This is a genomic window from Streptomyces olivochromogenes, from assembly GCF_021538895.1.
Classification (GTDB): domain Bacteria; phylum Actinomycetota; class Actinomycetes; order Streptomycetales; family Streptomycetaceae; genus Streptomyces; species Streptomyces olivochromogenes_A.
Genome location: NZ_JADDRL010000081.1, coordinates 1 through 15,091, shown reverse-complemented (window position 1 = coordinate 15,091; position 15,091 = coordinate 1). Strand labels below are relative to the sequence as shown.

14 protein-coding genes and 1 pseudogene are annotated in these 15,091 nt (G+C 71.2%); 5 read left to right on the top strand and 10 right to left on the bottom strand.

Annotation, left to right across the window (positions count from 1 at the left end):
• Window positions 1–5: 5 nt before the first annotated feature.
• Window positions 6–1,034, bottom strand: coding sequence for a glycosyltransferase family 2 protein (locus IPZ69_RS32375; RefSeq protein WP_235458217.1), 1,029 nt, complete (start codon window positions 1,032–1,034; stop codon window positions 6–8).
• A 128-nt stretch (window positions 1,035–1,162) separates the two neighbouring features.
• Here IPZ69_RS32375 and IPZ69_RS32370 point away from each other — a divergent pair, with 128 nt between their 5' ends.
• Window positions 1,163–2,668, top strand: coding sequence for an LCP family protein (locus IPZ69_RS32370; protein WP_235458216.1), 1,506 nt, complete (start codon window positions 1,163–1,165; stop codon window positions 2,666–2,668).
• A gap of 567 nt (window positions 2,669–3,235) precedes the next feature.
• Here the strand turns inward: IPZ69_RS32370 and IPZ69_RS32365 are convergent.
• Entirely contained in the window at window positions 3,236–3,811 is a 576-nt protein-coding gene (locus tag IPZ69_RS32365; RefSeq protein ID WP_374294594.1) for an acyl-CoA thioesterase, read from the bottom strand.
• A 92-nt stretch (window positions 3,812–3,903) separates the two neighbouring features.
• Here IPZ69_RS32365 and IPZ69_RS32360 point away from each other — a divergent pair, with 92 nt between their 5' ends.
• Window positions 3,904–5,208: an LCP family protein gene (locus IPZ69_RS32360; RefSeq protein WP_235458214.1), complete on the top strand. Its 1,305-nt coding sequence runs from the start codon at window positions 3,904–3,906 to the stop codon at window positions 5,206–5,208.
• 199 nt (window positions 5,209–5,407) lie between these two features.
• On the opposite strand, the gene IPZ69_RS32355 is transcribed toward IPZ69_RS32360, so the two are convergent.
• The 3 genes from IPZ69_RS32355 to IPZ69_RS32345 all read right to left on the bottom strand — a co-directional run bounded on the left by IPZ69_RS32355 (window position 5,408) and on the right by IPZ69_RS32345 (window position 7,988).
• Entirely contained in the window at window positions 5,408–6,241 is an 834-nt protein-coding gene (locus IPZ69_RS32355; protein ID WP_235458213.1) for a class I SAM-dependent methyltransferase, read from the bottom strand.
• 79 nt (window positions 6,242–6,320) lie between these two features.
• The gene (locus IPZ69_RS32350) at window positions 6,321–6,683 is read right to left on the bottom strand and encodes a four-helix bundle copper-binding protein (RefSeq protein WP_235458212.1); all 363 of its coding nucleotides are present in this window, start codon (window positions 6,681–6,683) and stop codon (window positions 6,321–6,323) included.
• A 147-nt stretch (window positions 6,684–6,830) separates the two neighbouring features.
• Window positions 6,831–7,988, bottom strand: coding sequence for an acyl-CoA dehydrogenase (locus IPZ69_RS32345; protein WP_268835320.1), 1,158 nt, complete (start codon window positions 7,986–7,988; stop codon window positions 6,831–6,833).
• A gap of 192 nt (window positions 7,989–8,180) precedes the next feature.
• On the opposite strand from IPZ69_RS32345, the gene IPZ69_RS32340 reads away from it, so the two are divergent.
• Window positions 8,181–9,524: a UDP-glucose dehydrogenase family protein gene (locus IPZ69_RS32340; protein WP_235458211.1), complete on the top strand. Its 1,344-nt coding sequence runs from the start codon at window positions 8,181–8,183 to the stop codon at window positions 9,522–9,524.
• Between the two features lie 113 nt (window positions 9,525–9,637).
• On the opposite strand, the gene IPZ69_RS32335 is transcribed toward IPZ69_RS32340, so the two are convergent.
• The gene (locus IPZ69_RS32335) at window positions 9,638–10,144 is read right to left on the bottom strand and encodes a CGNR zinc finger domain-containing protein (RefSeq protein WP_235458210.1); all 507 of its coding nucleotides are present in this window, start codon (window positions 10,142–10,144) and stop codon (window positions 9,638–9,640) included.
• Window positions 10,145–10,256: 112 nt separating this feature from the next.
• On the opposite strand from IPZ69_RS32335, the gene IPZ69_RS32330 reads away from it, so the two are divergent.
• On the top strand, window positions 10,257–10,616 hold the full coding sequence (locus tag IPZ69_RS32330) for a VOC family protein (protein WP_235458209.1): 360 nt from the start codon (window positions 10,257–10,259) through the stop codon (window positions 10,614–10,616).
• 109 nt (window positions 10,617–10,725) lie between these two features.
• On the opposite strand, the pseudogene IPZ69_RS32325 reads toward IPZ69_RS32330, so the two are convergent.
• From IPZ69_RS32325 to IPZ69_RS32310, 4 genes and pseudogenes are all read right to left on the bottom strand, one after another.
• A pseudogene (locus IPZ69_RS32325) lies at window positions 10,726–11,282 on the bottom strand (membrane dipeptidase); the annotation flags it as partial.
• Window positions 11,283–11,385: 103 nt separating this feature from the next.
• Window positions 11,386–12,564, bottom strand: coding sequence for a dipeptidase (locus IPZ69_RS32320; protein ID WP_235458208.1), 1,179 nt, complete (start codon window positions 12,562–12,564; stop codon window positions 11,386–11,388).
• Window positions 12,565–12,569: 5 nt separating this feature from the next.
• Window positions 12,570–13,097: a 5-(carboxyamino)imidazole ribonucleotide mutase gene (gene purE, locus IPZ69_RS32315; protein WP_235458207.1), complete on the bottom strand. Its 528-nt coding sequence runs from the start codon at window positions 13,095–13,097 to the stop codon at window positions 12,570–12,572.
• Window positions 13,094–14,233, bottom strand: coding sequence for a 5-(carboxyamino)imidazole ribonucleotide synthase (locus IPZ69_RS32310; protein ID WP_235458206.1), 1,140 nt, complete (start codon window positions 14,231–14,233; stop codon window positions 13,094–13,096). Before IPZ69_RS32310 ends, purE begins: the two co-directional genes overlap by 4 nt.
• A gap of 174 nt (window positions 14,234–14,407) precedes the next feature.
• On the opposite strand from IPZ69_RS32310, the gene IPZ69_RS32305 reads away from it, so the two are divergent.
• Window positions 14,408–14,908 carry a GtrA family protein gene (locus tag IPZ69_RS32305; RefSeq protein ID WP_235458237.1) on the top strand — a complete coding sequence of 167 codons (501 nt, stop codon included), beginning with the start codon at window positions 14,408–14,410 and terminating at the stop codon, window positions 14,906–14,908.
• Window positions 14,909–15,091: the final 183 nt, after the last annotated feature.

Genomic DNA, 15,091 nt, shown 5'->3' with positions numbered 1-15,091 from the left:
GGTGCTCAGCGGGAGGTGAGCACCGCCGGACGACGGGACGCGATGACCTTCTTCGCCAGCGCCTTCGGGCTGGTGAGGAAGCCCCAGCCCCACGACATGTGCATGGTGGCGAGGGCCACGGGGATCTGCAGCCGGGCCTTGAGCGGCAGCCCCTTGCCGGCCGGTACGGAGCCGAGCGCGATCGCCGCGAGATAGCCGCCCGGGATCAGGAAACCCAGCGGGGTCAGGGCCGCGCCGACCACGAGTCCGGCCGCGATCGCGCACACCGCGACCGGCGGGGCGAGATAGCGCAGGTTGATGGAGCCCTCGTGGTAGCGGGCGACGACGTGCCGCCAGCGGCCGTAGTCCTTGTACTGCTTGGCAAGGGCGCGCACGCTCGGCCGCGGCCGGTACGACACCTTCAGCTCGGGCGAGAACCAGATCAGTCCGCCCGCCTCCCTGATCCGGAAGTTGAGCTCCCAGTCCTGGGCGCGGATGAACTCCTCGTTGTAGCCGCCCTGTTGTTCCAGGGCCGCGCGCCGGAAGACGCCGAGGTAGACCGTCTCGGCCGGTCCGGCCGAACCGCCGGTGTGGAAGGCGGCGTTGCCGACCCCGATCTTCGAGGTCATCGCGGCGGCGACCGCGTGCTCCCAGTCGTTCTCGCCCTCGGCATGCATGATGCCGCCGACGTTCTGCGCGCCGGTCTCCTCCAGGAGCCGTACGGCGGTGGCGATGTAGTTCGGCGAGAGCATGCCGTGACCGTCGACGCGGACCACGATCGGATGACGGGAGGCCTTGATCGCGGCGTTGAGCGCGGCGGGGGTGCGGCCGGTCGGGTTGGGGACGGTGTGCACGCGCGGGTCGTCCCGTACGAGCTCGGCGGCGATCTCGTCCGTGCGGTCCGTGGACGGACCGAGGGCGATCACGACCTCCATCTCGCCGGCGTACTCCTGCGCGAGGATCGCTTGGACGGCTCCGCGCAGATGCCGCTCCTCGTCGAGGACGGGCATGATGACGGACACGGCGGGGAGCTGCACGTCGGGATTGGCGTTCATAGGGGGCTCACGTTACCGCGAACGGGGGACACCGGTGCGCGCCGCCGGTCCGCCGCCGCGGGCTGGAGATCGTATGGGCCTACGGTGCTCACGATCCCACGTACGGCCCCGCCCCCAGCGGAGGTTCCATGCCCGCTCCACCGCCCCGCTCCCCCGCACGGCCGCGACAGAGCCCCCGGCCGCCCCAGCCGCGGCGTGCGCCGCAGTCATCCGTACGGCGCAAGCCGCCGCGCAGACGGCCGCGCTGGGCCATGCGGGCGGTGACCACCCTGTCCGTGGTGGTGCTGGCCTCGGCCGGGATCGGGCACGCGGTGGTCACCAGCCTCGACGCGGACATCGCCCGGGTGGATCCGTTCAAGGACATGAAGAACCGCCCGCGCGGGAGCCACGGCATGAACGTGCTGCTGGTCGGCACCGACGGCCGCGACAAGATCACGGAGCAGGAGCGGCGCCGGTTCCGGCTGGGCGGGGCGCCCTGCCACTGCACCGACACGATCATGATCGTGCACATCTCGCAGGACCGGGAGCGGGCGAGCGTGGTGAGCCTGCCGCGCGACTCGTACGCCGAGGTGCCCGAGCACGTCGACGAGGCGACCGGGCGGTCGCTGGCGCCGCACCCGATCAAGATCAACGCGGCGTACGCGGAGGGCGGGCCGCAACTGACCGTGCGCACGGTCGAGAACATGACCCATGTGAAGATCGACCACTATCTGGAGGTCGACTTCACCAGCTTCATGCGGACCGTGGACGTGCTCGGCGGCGTGCGGATCTGCACCGCGCAGCCGATGAAGGACTCGTACACCGGCCTGGACCTGCCGGCCGGCACGCACACGCTGATGGGCGGGCAGGCCCTGCAGTACGTCCGGTCCCGGCACATCGACGGCGCCTCGGACCTCGGCCGGATGAAGCGCCAGCAGCGGTTCCTGGCGGCGCTGATCGAGCGGGCGACCTCCTCGGGGGTGCTGCTGAATCCGATGAGGTTCCGGGACGTGACGCGGGCGGTGCTGGGCTCGGTGCGCGCGGACAAGGGCTTCGGCGCGGACGAACTGCTCGACCTCGGCCGGGCGATGCGCAGCTTCTCCCCGTCCTCGTCCGAGTTCACCACCGTGCCGATCGGCCGGCTGGGATACCCGGTGAAGGGGATCGGCTCGACGCTGAAGTGGGATCCGGCCGGGGCGGACCAGCTGTTCCAGGCCCTGCGCGACGACAAGCCGCTGGCCCTGAAGCGCCCGCGGCACGAGCACGGCCCGGCGGCCGTGCCGGTGGAGGTGGCCCCCCAGCAGGTCCGCGTCCAGGTGGAGAACGGCACCGCGACGGCGGGGCTGGCCCGGCGGATGGACACGGCCCTGGCCGCGACGGGCTTCGCCACCACCCGGCAGCCGGTGACCTCCACGGAGCACTCCGTGCGCCGGACGGTGATCGTCTACGACCCCCGCTGGGACCGCTCGGCCAGGACCCTGGCGGCGGCCCTGCCCGGCAGCGAACTACGGCCGACGCCGGGCCGTGGGCCGGTGCTGCGGGTCATCGCCGGCGCGGACTTCAAGGAGGTACGCAAGGTGAAGCCGGACACCCTGGACCAGGGCCGAGCGGGAGTGGTCCACGGCGACGAGGTGGTGTGCCCCGGCAACGCGTGATCCAGGGCGTTCCCGGGGCGCCGGGCCCGCGTCACCGGCGCGAGGCAGCGGGCAGACTCCAGGGCCCGTCCCGGGTACCGGGCCCGCGTCACCGGCGCGAGGCAGCGGGCAGAGACCCGAGGCCTGCCCGAAGCGCCGGGCCCGCATCACCGACGCGAGCCACCGAGCAGGACCCAGGCCCGTCCGAGGTACCAGGCCCGCATCAGCGACGTGAACCGCCGAGCAGAACCCAGAACCTGTCCGAGATACCAGGCCAGCGTCACCGGCGCGAGCCAGCGGCGCACCCAGAACCTGCCCGAGTGCCGGGCCCGCATCACCGACGTGAGCCGCCGGGCAGAGCCCGAGGCCTGTCCGAAGTGCCAGGCCCGTCACCGGCGCGAGCCGCCGGACACAACCCAGGACCTGCCCGGGGTGCCAAGCTCCGCGTCATCGACGTGAGCCAGCGGGCAGAACTCAAGGACCGCCCGAAGTGCCGGACCCGCATCACCGGCGCGAGCCGCCGGGCAGAGCCCAAGGGCTGCTCGACGTGCCAGGCCCGCGTCTCCGACGGGATCCGTGGGGCGGGCCCTAGTCCTCGAAGCCCTCCGCTGCGCGCCTCTCGCGGAGTTCTCTGATTTCGCGGCGGCGGGCCAGGCGGTGGGTGCGGCGGATCTGGGCCTCCTGGTAGCGGCGCTTGTCGCGTTCCGTCTCCGGGAGGACCGGCGGGACCCGGCGGGGCTTGCCGTCGGCGTCGACGGCCGCGAACACGAGGTAGGCGGAGCCGACCTGGGTGGGCGGGGTGGACTCGTTCCAGCGCTCGGCGAGGACCCGTACGCCGACCTCCATGGAGGTCCGCCCGGTCCAGTTGACCTGGGCCTTCACATGGACCAGGTCGCCGACCCGGACCGGTTCCAGGAACGCCATCTCGTCCATGGACGCGGTGACGGCGGGACCGCCGCAGTGCCGGCCGGCCACCGCGCCCGCCGCGTCGTCGACCAGCTTCATGATCACACCACCGTGCACCGTCCCCAGAAGGTTGGTGTCGTTGTGGGTCATGATGTGGCTGAGGGTGGTGCGGGACGCCGAGGTCACCTTGCCCGGAATGTCCGGATCTATGTCCGGAACCTGGTCTGTCATGGCCTCCACCTTATGCCGAAGCAACATGCGCGGACTTTGTGTCATCTTCGCAACAGCGCTGCCCTGATTTTTCGACGCCCCTTGTCGAGCACACAGTCCGTCCCTGCACACTGGGGCCCATGAACGATTGGCCCGAGCGATGGTCCGACGACAACGGCAACCGCTACGGACGCGGCAGTGCCAACGCGCAGCCCGAGAGCGCGCGGGTGATGCGCCAGGTCCGGCGCGGCCCGGCGGCCCCGTCCGGGCGCCAGGGCGGGTACGGCAACGGCGGCCCGTCCGCACCGCCGTACGGCGCCGGTGTCCCGCAGCAGCCGACGTACTCCGACGGTCAGGGGTACGACGACGGCTACGGTGACTACGACAGCGGCTACAACACGGGCCAGGTCTACGGCGGCGGCCCGGGCGGCGGCGACGGTACGCCCGACTACGGTCCGCGTCCCGCCCCGAACTGGCGGCGCCGCCTCAAGTGGACGGCGATCACCCTCGTGACCGTCCTGGTCGTCACCTCCGTGGCGACCTATTTCTGGGCCGACTCCAAGCTCCACCGTGACGTCGACCTGTCCAAGGTCATAGACCGGCCCGAGACGGGCGACGGCACGAACTACCTGATCGTCGGCTCCGACAGCCGCAAGGGCATGACGGCCGAGGACAAGAAGAAGCTGCACACCGGCTCCGCCGAGGGCCAGCGCACCGACTCGATGATGATCCTGCACGTCGGCGACAGCGGCGACACGCTGATCTCGCTGCCACGTGACTCGGACGTGGTGATCCCGTCGTACAAGGGATCGGCGTCCGGGAAGGTCTACCCGGCCCGGGGCCGCCACACCAAGCTGAACGCGGCCTACGCCGAGGACGGCCCGACGCTGCTCGTGCGCACCGTCGAGTTCAACACCGGCCTGCACATCGACCACTACGTGGAGATCGGCTTCGGCGGCTTCGCGAAGATCGTGGACGCGGTCGGCGGCGTCGAGATCGACATCGACAAGGGCTTCAAGGACAAGTACTCGGGCGCCGACTTCAAGGCGGGCAAGCAGACGCTGAACGGCGAGCAGGCCCTCGCCTTCGTCCGCACCCGGCACGCCTTCGCCACCTCCGACCTCCAGCGCACGAAGAACCAGCAGAAGTTCCTCTCGGCGCTGGCCCACCAGGTGGCCACCCCGTCGACGGTCCTGAACCCCTTCAAGTTCTACCCGACCATGGGCGCGGGCCTGGACTCCCTGACCGTCGACAAGGACATGAGCCTGTGGAACCTGGCCTCCATGTTCTGGGCGATGAAGGGCGTCAACAGCGGTGACGGCACCTCGCTGAACATGCCGATCTCCGGCTCCACCGGCGGCAACCTCGTCTGGGACAAGGCGAAGGTCAAGACGCTGGTCAACGAGCTCAACAACGACGAGAAGGTGACCGTCACCGGTAACTAGGGGGTGTCGTTTGGATCAGGCCGGCCGTGACGAACGGTGCGGATCGGCCGACCCCGAGCGGGGTCTGGTGCGTGCAGCTGCAAGGCGGAGGAGGGAGTCGACGCGGAGCGTCGGCGAGTGACGACAACGCGGCAGATGTGCGTGCCAGACCCCGCGACGCCGGGATGATCCAAACGACACCCCCTAGGGCCGATCCGTCCTAGGCCGTCGCGGCGGCGAGCAACGACACATGGGGAAGGGCCAGGTGCCCTTCCCCATTCGTTTCCGGGGCGGCGAACTCGGCGCACAGCCGCTCGTACTCGTGCCTGATGCGTACGACGGTCCCGGCGTCCTGCGACGTGACGACCAGCCCGATGGTCGCGAGGCCGTCGGCCGCGGCGCCCCACCACTCCTCGACGGTGGTGCGGTGGTCCCAGGCGAGTTCGCCGGCGTCGGCGTCGGCGAACCCGGCTTCCCGCAGAAGCCCCGCGAGGCCGTCCGGGGTCCGGGCGAAGTCCTCGGCCGGATCGAGCCGCGGCAGGTACGCCGGCGGCACGGCCCCGCCCGCCGTACAGGCCCGGCCGAGCAACTCCTGCCCGGCGCCGCGCCGGGCGCCCCAGGTCGTCAGGGCGACCCGCCCGCCGGGCCGCAGCACCCGGCGCAGCTCGGCCAGCGCGGCACGCGGGCGGCCGACGTGGTTGAGCACGAAGTTCCCGACGACGGCGTCGAACGCTCCGTCCGGGAAGGGCAGTTCCGGAAGGACGGCGACCTCGGCGGCGATCCCGCGCCGTACGGCGGCCGCCACCATGCCCGGATCCGCGTCCACGGCCCGCACCAGCGCCCCGCGCTCCCGCGCGGCCACGGCCGCCGTGCCGGTCCCGGTGCCGACGTCGAGGACGCGCGTCCCGGCGCCCACCCGCGCGGCGTCGAGCAGCGCCTCCACGGGGTACGCGCACAGCCGGGCGAAGCTTCTGCCGTAGGCCTCGGCCCGGCCGTCCCACATGGCTCGCTCGGCGGCGTCGAAGGCTTCGGTGGCGCTCGGAGAGATCGTCATGGGGTGAGCCTGCCGCAGGGGGCGTCGGAAAAAGATCAAGGGCGCCCCGTGAGGCGCCCTTTGGTGGTGCCGGGGTGGGTCACATACGGGCGCCCGCCATCGCGCGGCACATGTCGGCGCAGCGGCGACACGCCTCGGCGCAGCGCATCATCTGGGGATCGTCCGGCATCGCCATACACGCCTCGGCGCACATGTCGCACGCCTTGGCGCACATCGCGCACATCTCGGCGGACATGGGCGAGCGGCGCATCATCATGTCGGCGCACATCCGGGTCATCTCGGAGCAGTCCATGAGCGCGCGCATGATCTGCATCTGGGCCTGACCGCCCATCTGCATGCAGGAGCTCATGGTCTCCTCGCAGACGGTGTGGCAGGACATGCACGCCTCGACGCAGTCCTGCATCTGCTTGCTCATGGCGCTCATGGTTCCGGGCTGGGTCATGGCTCCTCCTGAGAGGCAGAGGGGCCCAGGGCGGGCCCCATGTGGTTCCGTCCTACGCCCGACCGCCCGGTAGTGCCATTCAGGAGACGCCCGTGGCCCTCCGTCCGGGCGGGACGAAGGGCCACGAAGCCGCGAAGAAGGCGTGCCCTACGGCAGGTTGCGGGCCATGACGATCCGCTGGACCTGGTTCGTACCTTCGTAGATTTGTGTGATTTTCGCATCACGCATCATGCGCTCCACCGGGTAGTCCCGCGTGTAGCCGTAGCCGCCGAGGAGCTGGACGGCGTCCGTCGTGACCTCCATCGCCACGTCCGAGGCGAAGCACTTGGCCGCGGCGCCCTGGAAGGTGAGGTCGCTGTCGCCGCGCTCGGAGGCTGCCGCGGCCTGGTAGGTGAGGGCGCGGGCGGCGGCGATCTTCATGGCCATGTCGGCCAGCATGAACTGGACGCCCTGGAAGTCGGCGATCGGCTTGCCGAACTGCTTGCGCTCCTGGACGTAGCCCTTGGCGTAGTCGAGGGCGCCCTGGGCGACGCCGAGGGCCTGGGCGGCGATGGTGATGCGGGTGTGGTCCAGCGTCTTCATCGCCGTGGCGAAGCCGGTGCCCTCCTCGCCGATGATGCGGTCGGCCGGGATGCGGACGTTGTCGAAGTAGACCTCGCGGGTCGGGGAACCCTTGATGCCGAGCTTCTTCTCCGGGGCACCGAAGGAGACGCCCTCGTCCGACTTCTCGACGACGAAGGCGGAGATGCCCTTGGTGCGCTTGGTCGGGTCGGTCACGGCCATGACCGTGTAGTACTCGGAGACGCCCGCGTTGGTGATCCAGCGCTTCACGCCGTTGAGGACGTAGTGGTCGCCGTCGCGGACCGCCTTCGTCGTCATGCCGCCCGCGTCCGAGCCCGCCTCCGGCTCGGAGAGGCAGTACGAGAACATCGCGTCGCCCTTGGCCAGCGGCGCCAGGTACTTCTTCTTCAGGTCCTCGGAGCCGGAGAGGATCACCGGCAGCGAGCCCAGCTTGTTCACCGCGGGGATGAGGGAGGAGGACACACAGGCGCGCGCCACCTCCTCGATCACGATGACCGTGGCGAGCGCGTCGGCACCGGCGCCGCCGTACTCCTCGGGTACGTGCACGGCGTGCAGGTCGTTGGCGACGAGAGCGTCGAGCGCCTCCTGCGGGAAGCGGGCCTCCTCGTCCACCGCGGCGGCGAACGGCGCGATCTTCGCCTCGACCAGCGAGCGGACGACATCGCGGAGCATGTCGTGCTCCTCGGACGGGCGGTACAGGTCGAAGTCAGCCGATCCGGCCAAGGTCTCTCACGCTCCAAAGACGCAGTGATTAATGGCGTGGCATTGATGCTAATTACCGTTAAGTAACTCAAATTTTAGGGCCCGGCCCCGGGGACGCCTACGTGAGCTTGGCGACAGCGGGAAAGTTGCCCTGCACAGGGCCCGGATATGCTCGGGCCCGCACCACCGCCGTCCCGTCTGCTGGAGCACTTCATGAGCCTCAAGATCACCGTGATCGGCACCGGCTACCTCGGCGCCACGCACGCCGCGGCCATGGCCGAGCTGGGGTTCGAGGTGCTCGGACTCGACGTCGTGCCCGAGAAGATCGCCCTGCTCCAGCGGGGTGAGGTGCCGATGTACGAGCCCGGCCTCGAAGCCCTGCTGAAGAAGCACGTGGCGGGCCTGGAGGGGTCCTCCGGGCGGCTCCGGTTCACCATGGACTGGGCCGAGGTCGCCGCCTTCGGCGACGTCCACTTCGTCTGCGTGAACACCCCGCAGAAGCACGGCGAGTACGCGGCCGACATGTCGTACGTCGACAACGCCTTCGCCCTCCTCGCTCCCCATCTCACCGGCCCCTCTCTCGTCGTCGGCAAGTCCACCGTGCCCGTCGGCTCCGCCGAGCGCCTCGCGGCCTACCTGGCCGAGCACGCGCCCGCCGGTGCCGACGCCGAGCTGGCCTGGAACCCGGAGTTCCTGCGCGAGGGCTTCGCCGTCGCGGACACGCTGCACCCCGACCGGATCGTGGTGGGTGTGCGCAGCGAGCGGGCCGAGAAGCTGCTGCGCGAGGTCTACGCGACGCCGGTCGGCGAGGGCACGCCCTTCGTGGTCACCGACTTCCCCACCGCCGAGCTGGTAAAGACGTCCGCGAACTCCTTCCTCGCCACCAAGATCTCCTTCATCAACGCGATGGCCGAGGTGTGCGAGGCCGCGGGCGGCGACGTCGTGAAGCTGGCGGAGGCCATCGGCCACGACGACCGGATCGGCAAGAAGTTCCTGCGGGCCGGGATCGGCTTCGGCGGCGGGTGCCTGCCCAAGGACATCCGGGCCTTCATGGCGCGGGCCGGCGAGCTGGGCGCCGACCAGGCGCTGACCTTCCTGCGCGAGATCGACTCCATCAACATGCGCCGCCGCGGCCAGATGGTCGAGATGGCCCGCGAGGCGCTCGGCGGCGGCTCCTTCCTGGGCCGCCGGGTCGCGGTCCTCGGCGCCGCCTTCAAGCCCGACTCGGACGACGTCCGGGACTCGCCCGCGCTCAACGTGGCGGGCCAGATCCACCTCCAGGGCGGCCAGGTGACGGTGTACGACCCGAAGGGCATGCACAACGCCCGCCGGCTCTTCCCGACCCTCGGCTACGCCGACTCCGCGCTGGACGCCGTCCGGGGTGCCGACGTGGTCCTGCACCTGACCGAGTGGCGGGAGTTCCGCGAGCTGGACCCGGCGGCGCTGGGCGAGGTCGCGGCGGCGCGGGTGATCCTCGACGGGCGCAACGCCCTCGACCCGCAGGTGTGGCGGCAGGCCGGGTGGACGTACCGGGCGATGGGCCGTCCCACCGCGTAGGGGCGGCAGGCGTACGCGTGACGCCGGTTCGGCCGAGGCTCAGTCGGCCGAACCGGCGTCTTGTTGCATTCTGCACCACGCGACCCCGGCATGGCCGGTGAACCTGCTGTGGCTTACGGCTCTTTGGCCCGGTACCGCCGCATCTTCGCGCGCGCCCCGCACACCTGCATCGAGCACCAGCGGCCGCGGCCGGCCGGGCTGCGGTCGTAGTACGCCCAGTGGCAGGTCACGGCCTCGCACGCCTTGAACCGGCTCCAGGTGCCCGCGACCAGCGCCTCGGCCACGGCGGCGGCGACCCGGGAGAGCAGGGGGCCGTCGCCCGCGGGGGCAAGGCTCGCGGAGCCGTCGCTCGGGTCGATCGCCAGGTACAGCGGGGCGCCGGCGAGCAGGTCGCCCAGCGGGGTCACCTCGCGGTGCGGCGGGTGGCCCGCGTGGGCCAGCAGCGTGGCGCGCAGCGACTCGCGCAGCTCGCGCGCGCCCGGCAGCTCGTCCTCGGTGAGCCCGAAGGGGGCCCGGCCGTCCGGTGTGTCGAGCAAGTCGCCGCCGCTCGCGATGTCGAGCGTGTTCAGCAGGGCCTCGATCAGGGCCAGGCCTCCCGGCGCGGGCGATCTCTCACTCATGCCTGCAAGTTACCTCCCGAATTCACTTGCGACGTTACCTCCACTACGGGAGCATGCGGTAACCGTTACCGGTTGCCCGCTGCTATGGGTAACCCGCTCCGTGGAGGAAGCCATGGCACTCGCCAAGCTCGGCCCCGTCGTCCTGGACTGCCCCGACCCGCGCGCGCTCGCCGGCTTCTACGCCGAGGTGCTCGGCGGCACCGTGGAGGGCGAGGGCGAGTGGGTGGACCTCCGGCTGCCCGGCGGACAGGCGCTGGCCTTCCAGGCCGCGCCCGGCTTCGTACCGCCGCGGTGGCCCGCGGCCGATCACTCGCAGCAGTTCCACCTGGACCTGGTGGTGGAGGACCTGGACGCGGCGGAGAAGGGGGTGCTGGAGCTCGGCGCGCGGCCGCTGGACACCGACGACCGCTCGCGCGGCTTCCGTGTGTACGCGGACCCGGCGGGGCATCCGTTCTGTCTGTGCGCCGGCTGACAACAGGGCGCCGGGTCGACGTGGGAGGAGGTGGACGCCGCCCACGAGAAGGTGCTCGCGCTGGGCGCGCGGCTCCGGATCCCCTCTCCGTCCGGCTCCGGTCCGTCTGTCCGTCCAGCTCCGCGATCTTCGCGGTCGAGGCCTCGCGGCGGAGCTGGGCAGCGCGGGCCGTGCAGTCGGCGGTGCGCAGCACCCGCTGGACGTTGCCCCAGGTCAGCAGGCGAGCTCGATGTCGGACCAGCCGCGGTGGAGCAGCTCGGCGATCAGGTGCGGAGAGCAGGAGGCGTCGGTGAGGTCCTGGGGGTGGGCGGCGCCGGAGTCGTAGGTGCCGGACAGGCCGACGCTCTCCGGCCCGGCGACCGTCCGCACGTGGTCGAGATGGTCGGCGACGTCCCGGACGCTCGGGCCGGTCTGCTCGGCGGTGAGCGGCACCATGCACAGGCCCTGTGCGGCGCCCAGCTCGGCGAGGAGGTCGTCGGGGAGGTTGGCGAGGTGCGGGCGCAGGGCGCGGGCCGCGGAACGGGTGCACATCACCGGTGTCCTGGAGAGCACGACGGCCCGGCCGACCGTGGCGTCGGAGGCACCGGAGACGTCGGCGAGCACGCCGAGCCGGTTCATCTCCCGCAGGACCTCCTCGCCGAACCGGGTCAGCCCGGCCCCGCTCGCCCTGACCTGCGCTGCCGCGCCGACAGCGACGGCTCGGCCCCTTCTCCCGGGCCGAGCCGTCGCTCACTCTGTCCCGGCGCGCTCCCCGCGCCGGATCCGGCGCTCAGCCGTCGAGTTCCTCGATCCTCGCGCGGGAGGGCGCGCGGGTCGCCCGCAGGTCCCGGGAGACGTCCTCCGCCGCACCGAGCACCCGTACCGAGTTCTGCCAGGTCAGCTTGGCCAGGTCGGGCTTGGACCAGCCGCGGTCCAGGAGTTCGGCGATCAGGTTGGGGTAGCCGGAGACGTCGTTCAGGCCGTCGGGGGTGAACGCCGTGCCGTCGTAGTCGCCGCCGATGCCGAGGTGGTCGATGCCGGCGACCTCGCGCATGTGGTCGAGGTGGTCGGCCACCGTCGCCACCGTGGCGATCGGGCGGGGGGTGCGCTCCTCGAAGGCGGCGTGCACCTTCATCGCCTCGGCGGTGGTGTCGAGGTGGTGGAAGCCGTGCGCGCGCATGTTCTCGTCGGCCGCGGCCGTCCAGTCCACGGCCGCCTGGAGCACGAACTTCGGTACGAACGTCACCATCGCCACGCCGCCGTTCGCGGGCAGCCGTTCGAGGATCTCGTCCGGGATGTTGCGGGGGTGTTCGCACACGGCACGGGACGAGGAGTGCGAGAAGATCACCGGCGCGTCCGAGGCGTCGAGCGCGTCGCGCATCGTCGTCGCCGCCACGTGGGAGAGGTCGACGAGCATGCCGAGGCGGTTCATCTCCCGGACGACCTCGCGGCCGAAGGCCGACAGACCGCCGACGTTCGGCTCGTCCGTCGCCGAGTCCGCCCAGTCGTTGTTGTCGTTGTGGGTGAGCGTCATGTAGCGCACGCCCAGCTCGTACAGCCCGCGCAGGGTGCCCAGCGAGTTGTCGATCGAGTGGCCGCCCTCCGCGCCCATGAGGGAGGCGATACGGCCCTCGGCGCGCGCCGCCTCCATGTCGGCGGCGGTCAGCGCGGCCCGCAGGTCGGCGGGGTAGCGGTCGATCAACTGCCGCACGCAGTCGATCTGTTCGAGCGTGGCCGGGACCGCGCCGGGCAGGTCCGAGCGCACGAACACCGACCAGTACTGCGCGCCCACGCCGCCCTCGCGCAGCCGCGGGATGTCGGTGTGCAGGTGCGCGTTCTGGTGGGCGGCTATGTCGCGGGCGGCGAGGTCGTAGCGGACCTGCTCGCGCAGCGCCCAGGGGAGGTCGTTGTGGCCGTCGACGACGGGGAACTCGCGCAGGAGTTCCCGGGCTTCCTCCAGCGGGGCCATCGGCGTCACTTCCCCGAGCCGAAGCCGAAGCCGCTCGCGCCCTCGACCTTGGCGCGCAGGCGCTTGCCCTTCTCGGTGGCCTGGTCGTTCAGCTCCTGCTGGAACTCCCGCATCCGGCCGAGCAGTTCCTCGTCGTGCGTGGCGAGGATGCGGGCCGCGAGGAGACCGGCGTTGCGGGCACCGCCCACGGAGACCGTCGCGACGGGGACGCCGGCCGGCATCTGCACGATCGACATCAGGGAGTCCATGCCGTCGAGGTACTTCAGCGGGACCGGGACGCCGATCACCGGCAGCGGGGTGACCGAGGCGAGCATGCCGGGCAGGTGGGCGGCGCCGCCCGCACCGGCGATGATCACCTTCAGGCCGCGCCCGGCGGCCTGCTCGCCGTACGCGATCATCTCGCGCGGCATGCGGTGCGCGGAGACGACGTCGACCTCGTACGCGATCTCGAACTCGTCGAGGGCCTGCGCGGCGGCCTCCATGACGGGCCAGTCGGAGTCCGACCCCATGACGATGCCTACAACTGGGCTCATTCGGTGATGGTGCCTCTCAGGTAGCCGGCAGCGTGACGGGCGCGCTCCAGCACGTCGTCCAGGTCGTCGCCGTAGGTGTTGACGTGGCCGACCTTACGGCCGGGCTTCACGTCCTTGCCGTACATGTGGATCTTGAGCTTGGGGTCGCGGGCCATGCAGTGCAGGTACGCGGAGTACATGTCCGGGTAGTCGCCGCCGAGGACGTTGACCATGACCGTCCACGGGGCGCGCGGGCGCGGGTCGCCGAGGGGCAGGTCGAGGACGGCGCGGACGTGGTTGGCGAACTGCGAGGTGATCGCGCCGTCCTGGGTCCAGTGGCCCGAGTTGTGCGGGCGCATCGCCAGCTCGTTGACGAGGATGCGGCCGTCGCGGGTCTGGAACAGCTCGACGGCGAGGTGGCCGACGACACCGAGTTCCTTGGCGATGGTCAGGGCCATCCGCTCGGCCTGCAGCGCGAGGCTCTCGTCGAGGTCGGGGGCGGGAGCGATCACCGTGTCGCAGACGCCGTTGACCTGCTGGGACTCGACCACCGGGTAGGCGACGGCCTGGCCGTGCGGGGAGCGGACGACGTTGGCGGCGAGCTCGCGGACGTAGTCGACCTTCTCCTCGGCGAGGACCGGGACGCCCGCCCGGAACGGGTCGGCGGCCTCCTCGGCGGTCTCCACGACCCACACGCCCTTGCCGTCGTAGCCGCCACGGACGGTCTTGAGGACGACCGGGAAGCCGTCGCCCTCGGACGCGAAGCGGACCACGTCCTCGGGATCGGACACGATCCGGTGGCGGGGACAGGGAACGCCGATGGCGTCGAGTTTGGCGCGCATCACCCCCTTGTCCTGGGCGTGCACGAGCGCGTCGGGGCCGGGGCGCACGGGGATGCCGTCCGCCTCCAGGGCCCTGAGGTGCTCGGTGGGCACGTGCTCGTGATCGAAGGTGATCACGTCACAGCCGCGAGCGAAGGCGCGCAGTGTCTCCAGGTCGCGATAGTCGCCGATGACGACATCGCTCACGACCTGGGCCGCGGAATCCTGTGGGGTGTCACTGAGGAGCTTGAACCTGATGCCGAGCGGGATGCCCGCCTCGTGTGTCATACGAGCGAGCTGGCCCCCGCCGACCATGCCGACTACCGGGAACGTCACGCCCCTAGGGTATCGGCCACGCCGCGCGGGCCGGATTCCGTGCCTCTTACCCCACTTCTTACCTGGGCTTTTCCTGTGTGTTGCCCGTCCGTGGCCGGATGCGCGGGCGGGACGGGGAGGGGGGTGGTTAGCATGACTGGGCTGACGAAACCTACGGACGGGGACTGCACGATCATGGAACGTGGTTCCTCGGGGCTGGACAGGTTCGTCCACGAGGTCGCGAAATTCGGCGCCGTGGGCGCCCTGGGCACGGTCGTGAACTTCGGCGTGTCCAATCTGCTCTGGCACCTGACCAGCCTGCAGGCCGTACGCGCCAACGTGATCGCCACGGTGGTCGCCATCGCCTGCAACTACGTGGGCTTCCGTTACTTCACGTATCGGGACCGTGACAAGGGCGCCCAGAGCCGGGAGCTCACGCTGTTCCTGGCCTTCAGCGCCGTCGGCCTGGTGATCGAGAACGGCATCCTGTACGCGGCCATCTACGGCTTCGGCTGGGACAGCTCCCTGCAGCGCAACATCTTCAAGGTCGTGGGCATCGGCATCGCCACCCTGTTCCGCTTCTGGTCCTACCGCACGTGGGTGTTCCGCACCCTCCCCACCCACGAGGCCGTCGCCGACGCGGAATCCTTCCTGGAGGAAGAGACGAAGACCCGCAAAGCGACCCAGCGGGCCTGACCACGCCCTGAGCAACGCCTGCCCCACCCAACGCCCCGACCGAGCAGGCTGCCGGGCAGGCCACGCCGACGGTCGCACCGCTGGACCCGGCGACCGCGCGGCCAGATCCGGGTCGCCGGGCCGACCGCCCCGGCCGCAGCACCGCCGGATCCAGCCACCACACCCTCACACCGGCTGTCTCAC

Coding starts and splice junctions, on each gene's coding strand:
- IPZ69_RS32360 (WP_235458214.1), top strand. CDS start 3,904: ATGAACGATTGGCCCGAGCGATGGTCCGACGACAACGGCAACCGCTAC.
- IPZ69_RS32355 (WP_235458213.1), bottom strand. CDS start 6,241: ATGACGATCTCTCCGAGCGCCACCGAAGCCTTCGACGCCGCCGAGCGA.
- IPZ69_RS32365 (WP_374294594.1), bottom strand. CDS start 3,811: ATGTTGCTTCGGCATAAGGTGGAGGCCATGACAGACCAGGTTCCGGAC.
- IPZ69_RS32350 (WP_235458212.1), bottom strand. CDS start 6,683: ATGACCCAGCCCGGAACCATGAGCGCCATGAGCAAGCAGATGCAGGAC.
- IPZ69_RS32320 (WP_235458208.1), bottom strand. CDS start 12,564: ATGGCCCCGCTGGAGGAAGCCCGGGAACTCCTGCGCGAGTTCCCCGTC.
- IPZ69_RS32340 (WP_235458211.1), top strand. CDS start 8,181: ATGAGCCTCAAGATCACCGTGATCGGCACCGGCTACCTCGGCGCCACG.
- IPZ69_RS32370 (WP_235458216.1), top strand. CDS start 1,163: ATGCCCGCTCCACCGCCCCGCTCCCCCGCACGGCCGCGACAGAGCCCC.
- IPZ69_RS32330 (WP_235458209.1), top strand. CDS start 10,257: ATGGCACTCGCCAAGCTCGGCCCCGTCGTCCTGGACTGCCCCGACCCG.
- IPZ69_RS32335 (WP_235458210.1), bottom strand. CDS start 10,144: ATGAGTGAGAGATCGCCCGCGCCGGGAGGCCTGGCCCTGATCGAGGCC.
- IPZ69_RS32375 (WP_235458217.1), bottom strand. CDS start 1,034: ATGAACGCCAATCCCGACGTGCAGCTCCCCGCCGTGTCCGTCATCATG.
- purE (WP_235458207.1), bottom strand. CDS start 13,097: ATGAGCCCAGTTGTAGGCATCGTCATGGGGTCGGACTCCGACTGGCCC.
- IPZ69_RS32305 (WP_235458237.1), top strand. CDS start 14,408: ATGGAACGTGGTTCCTCGGGGCTGGACAGGTTCGTCCACGAGGTCGCG.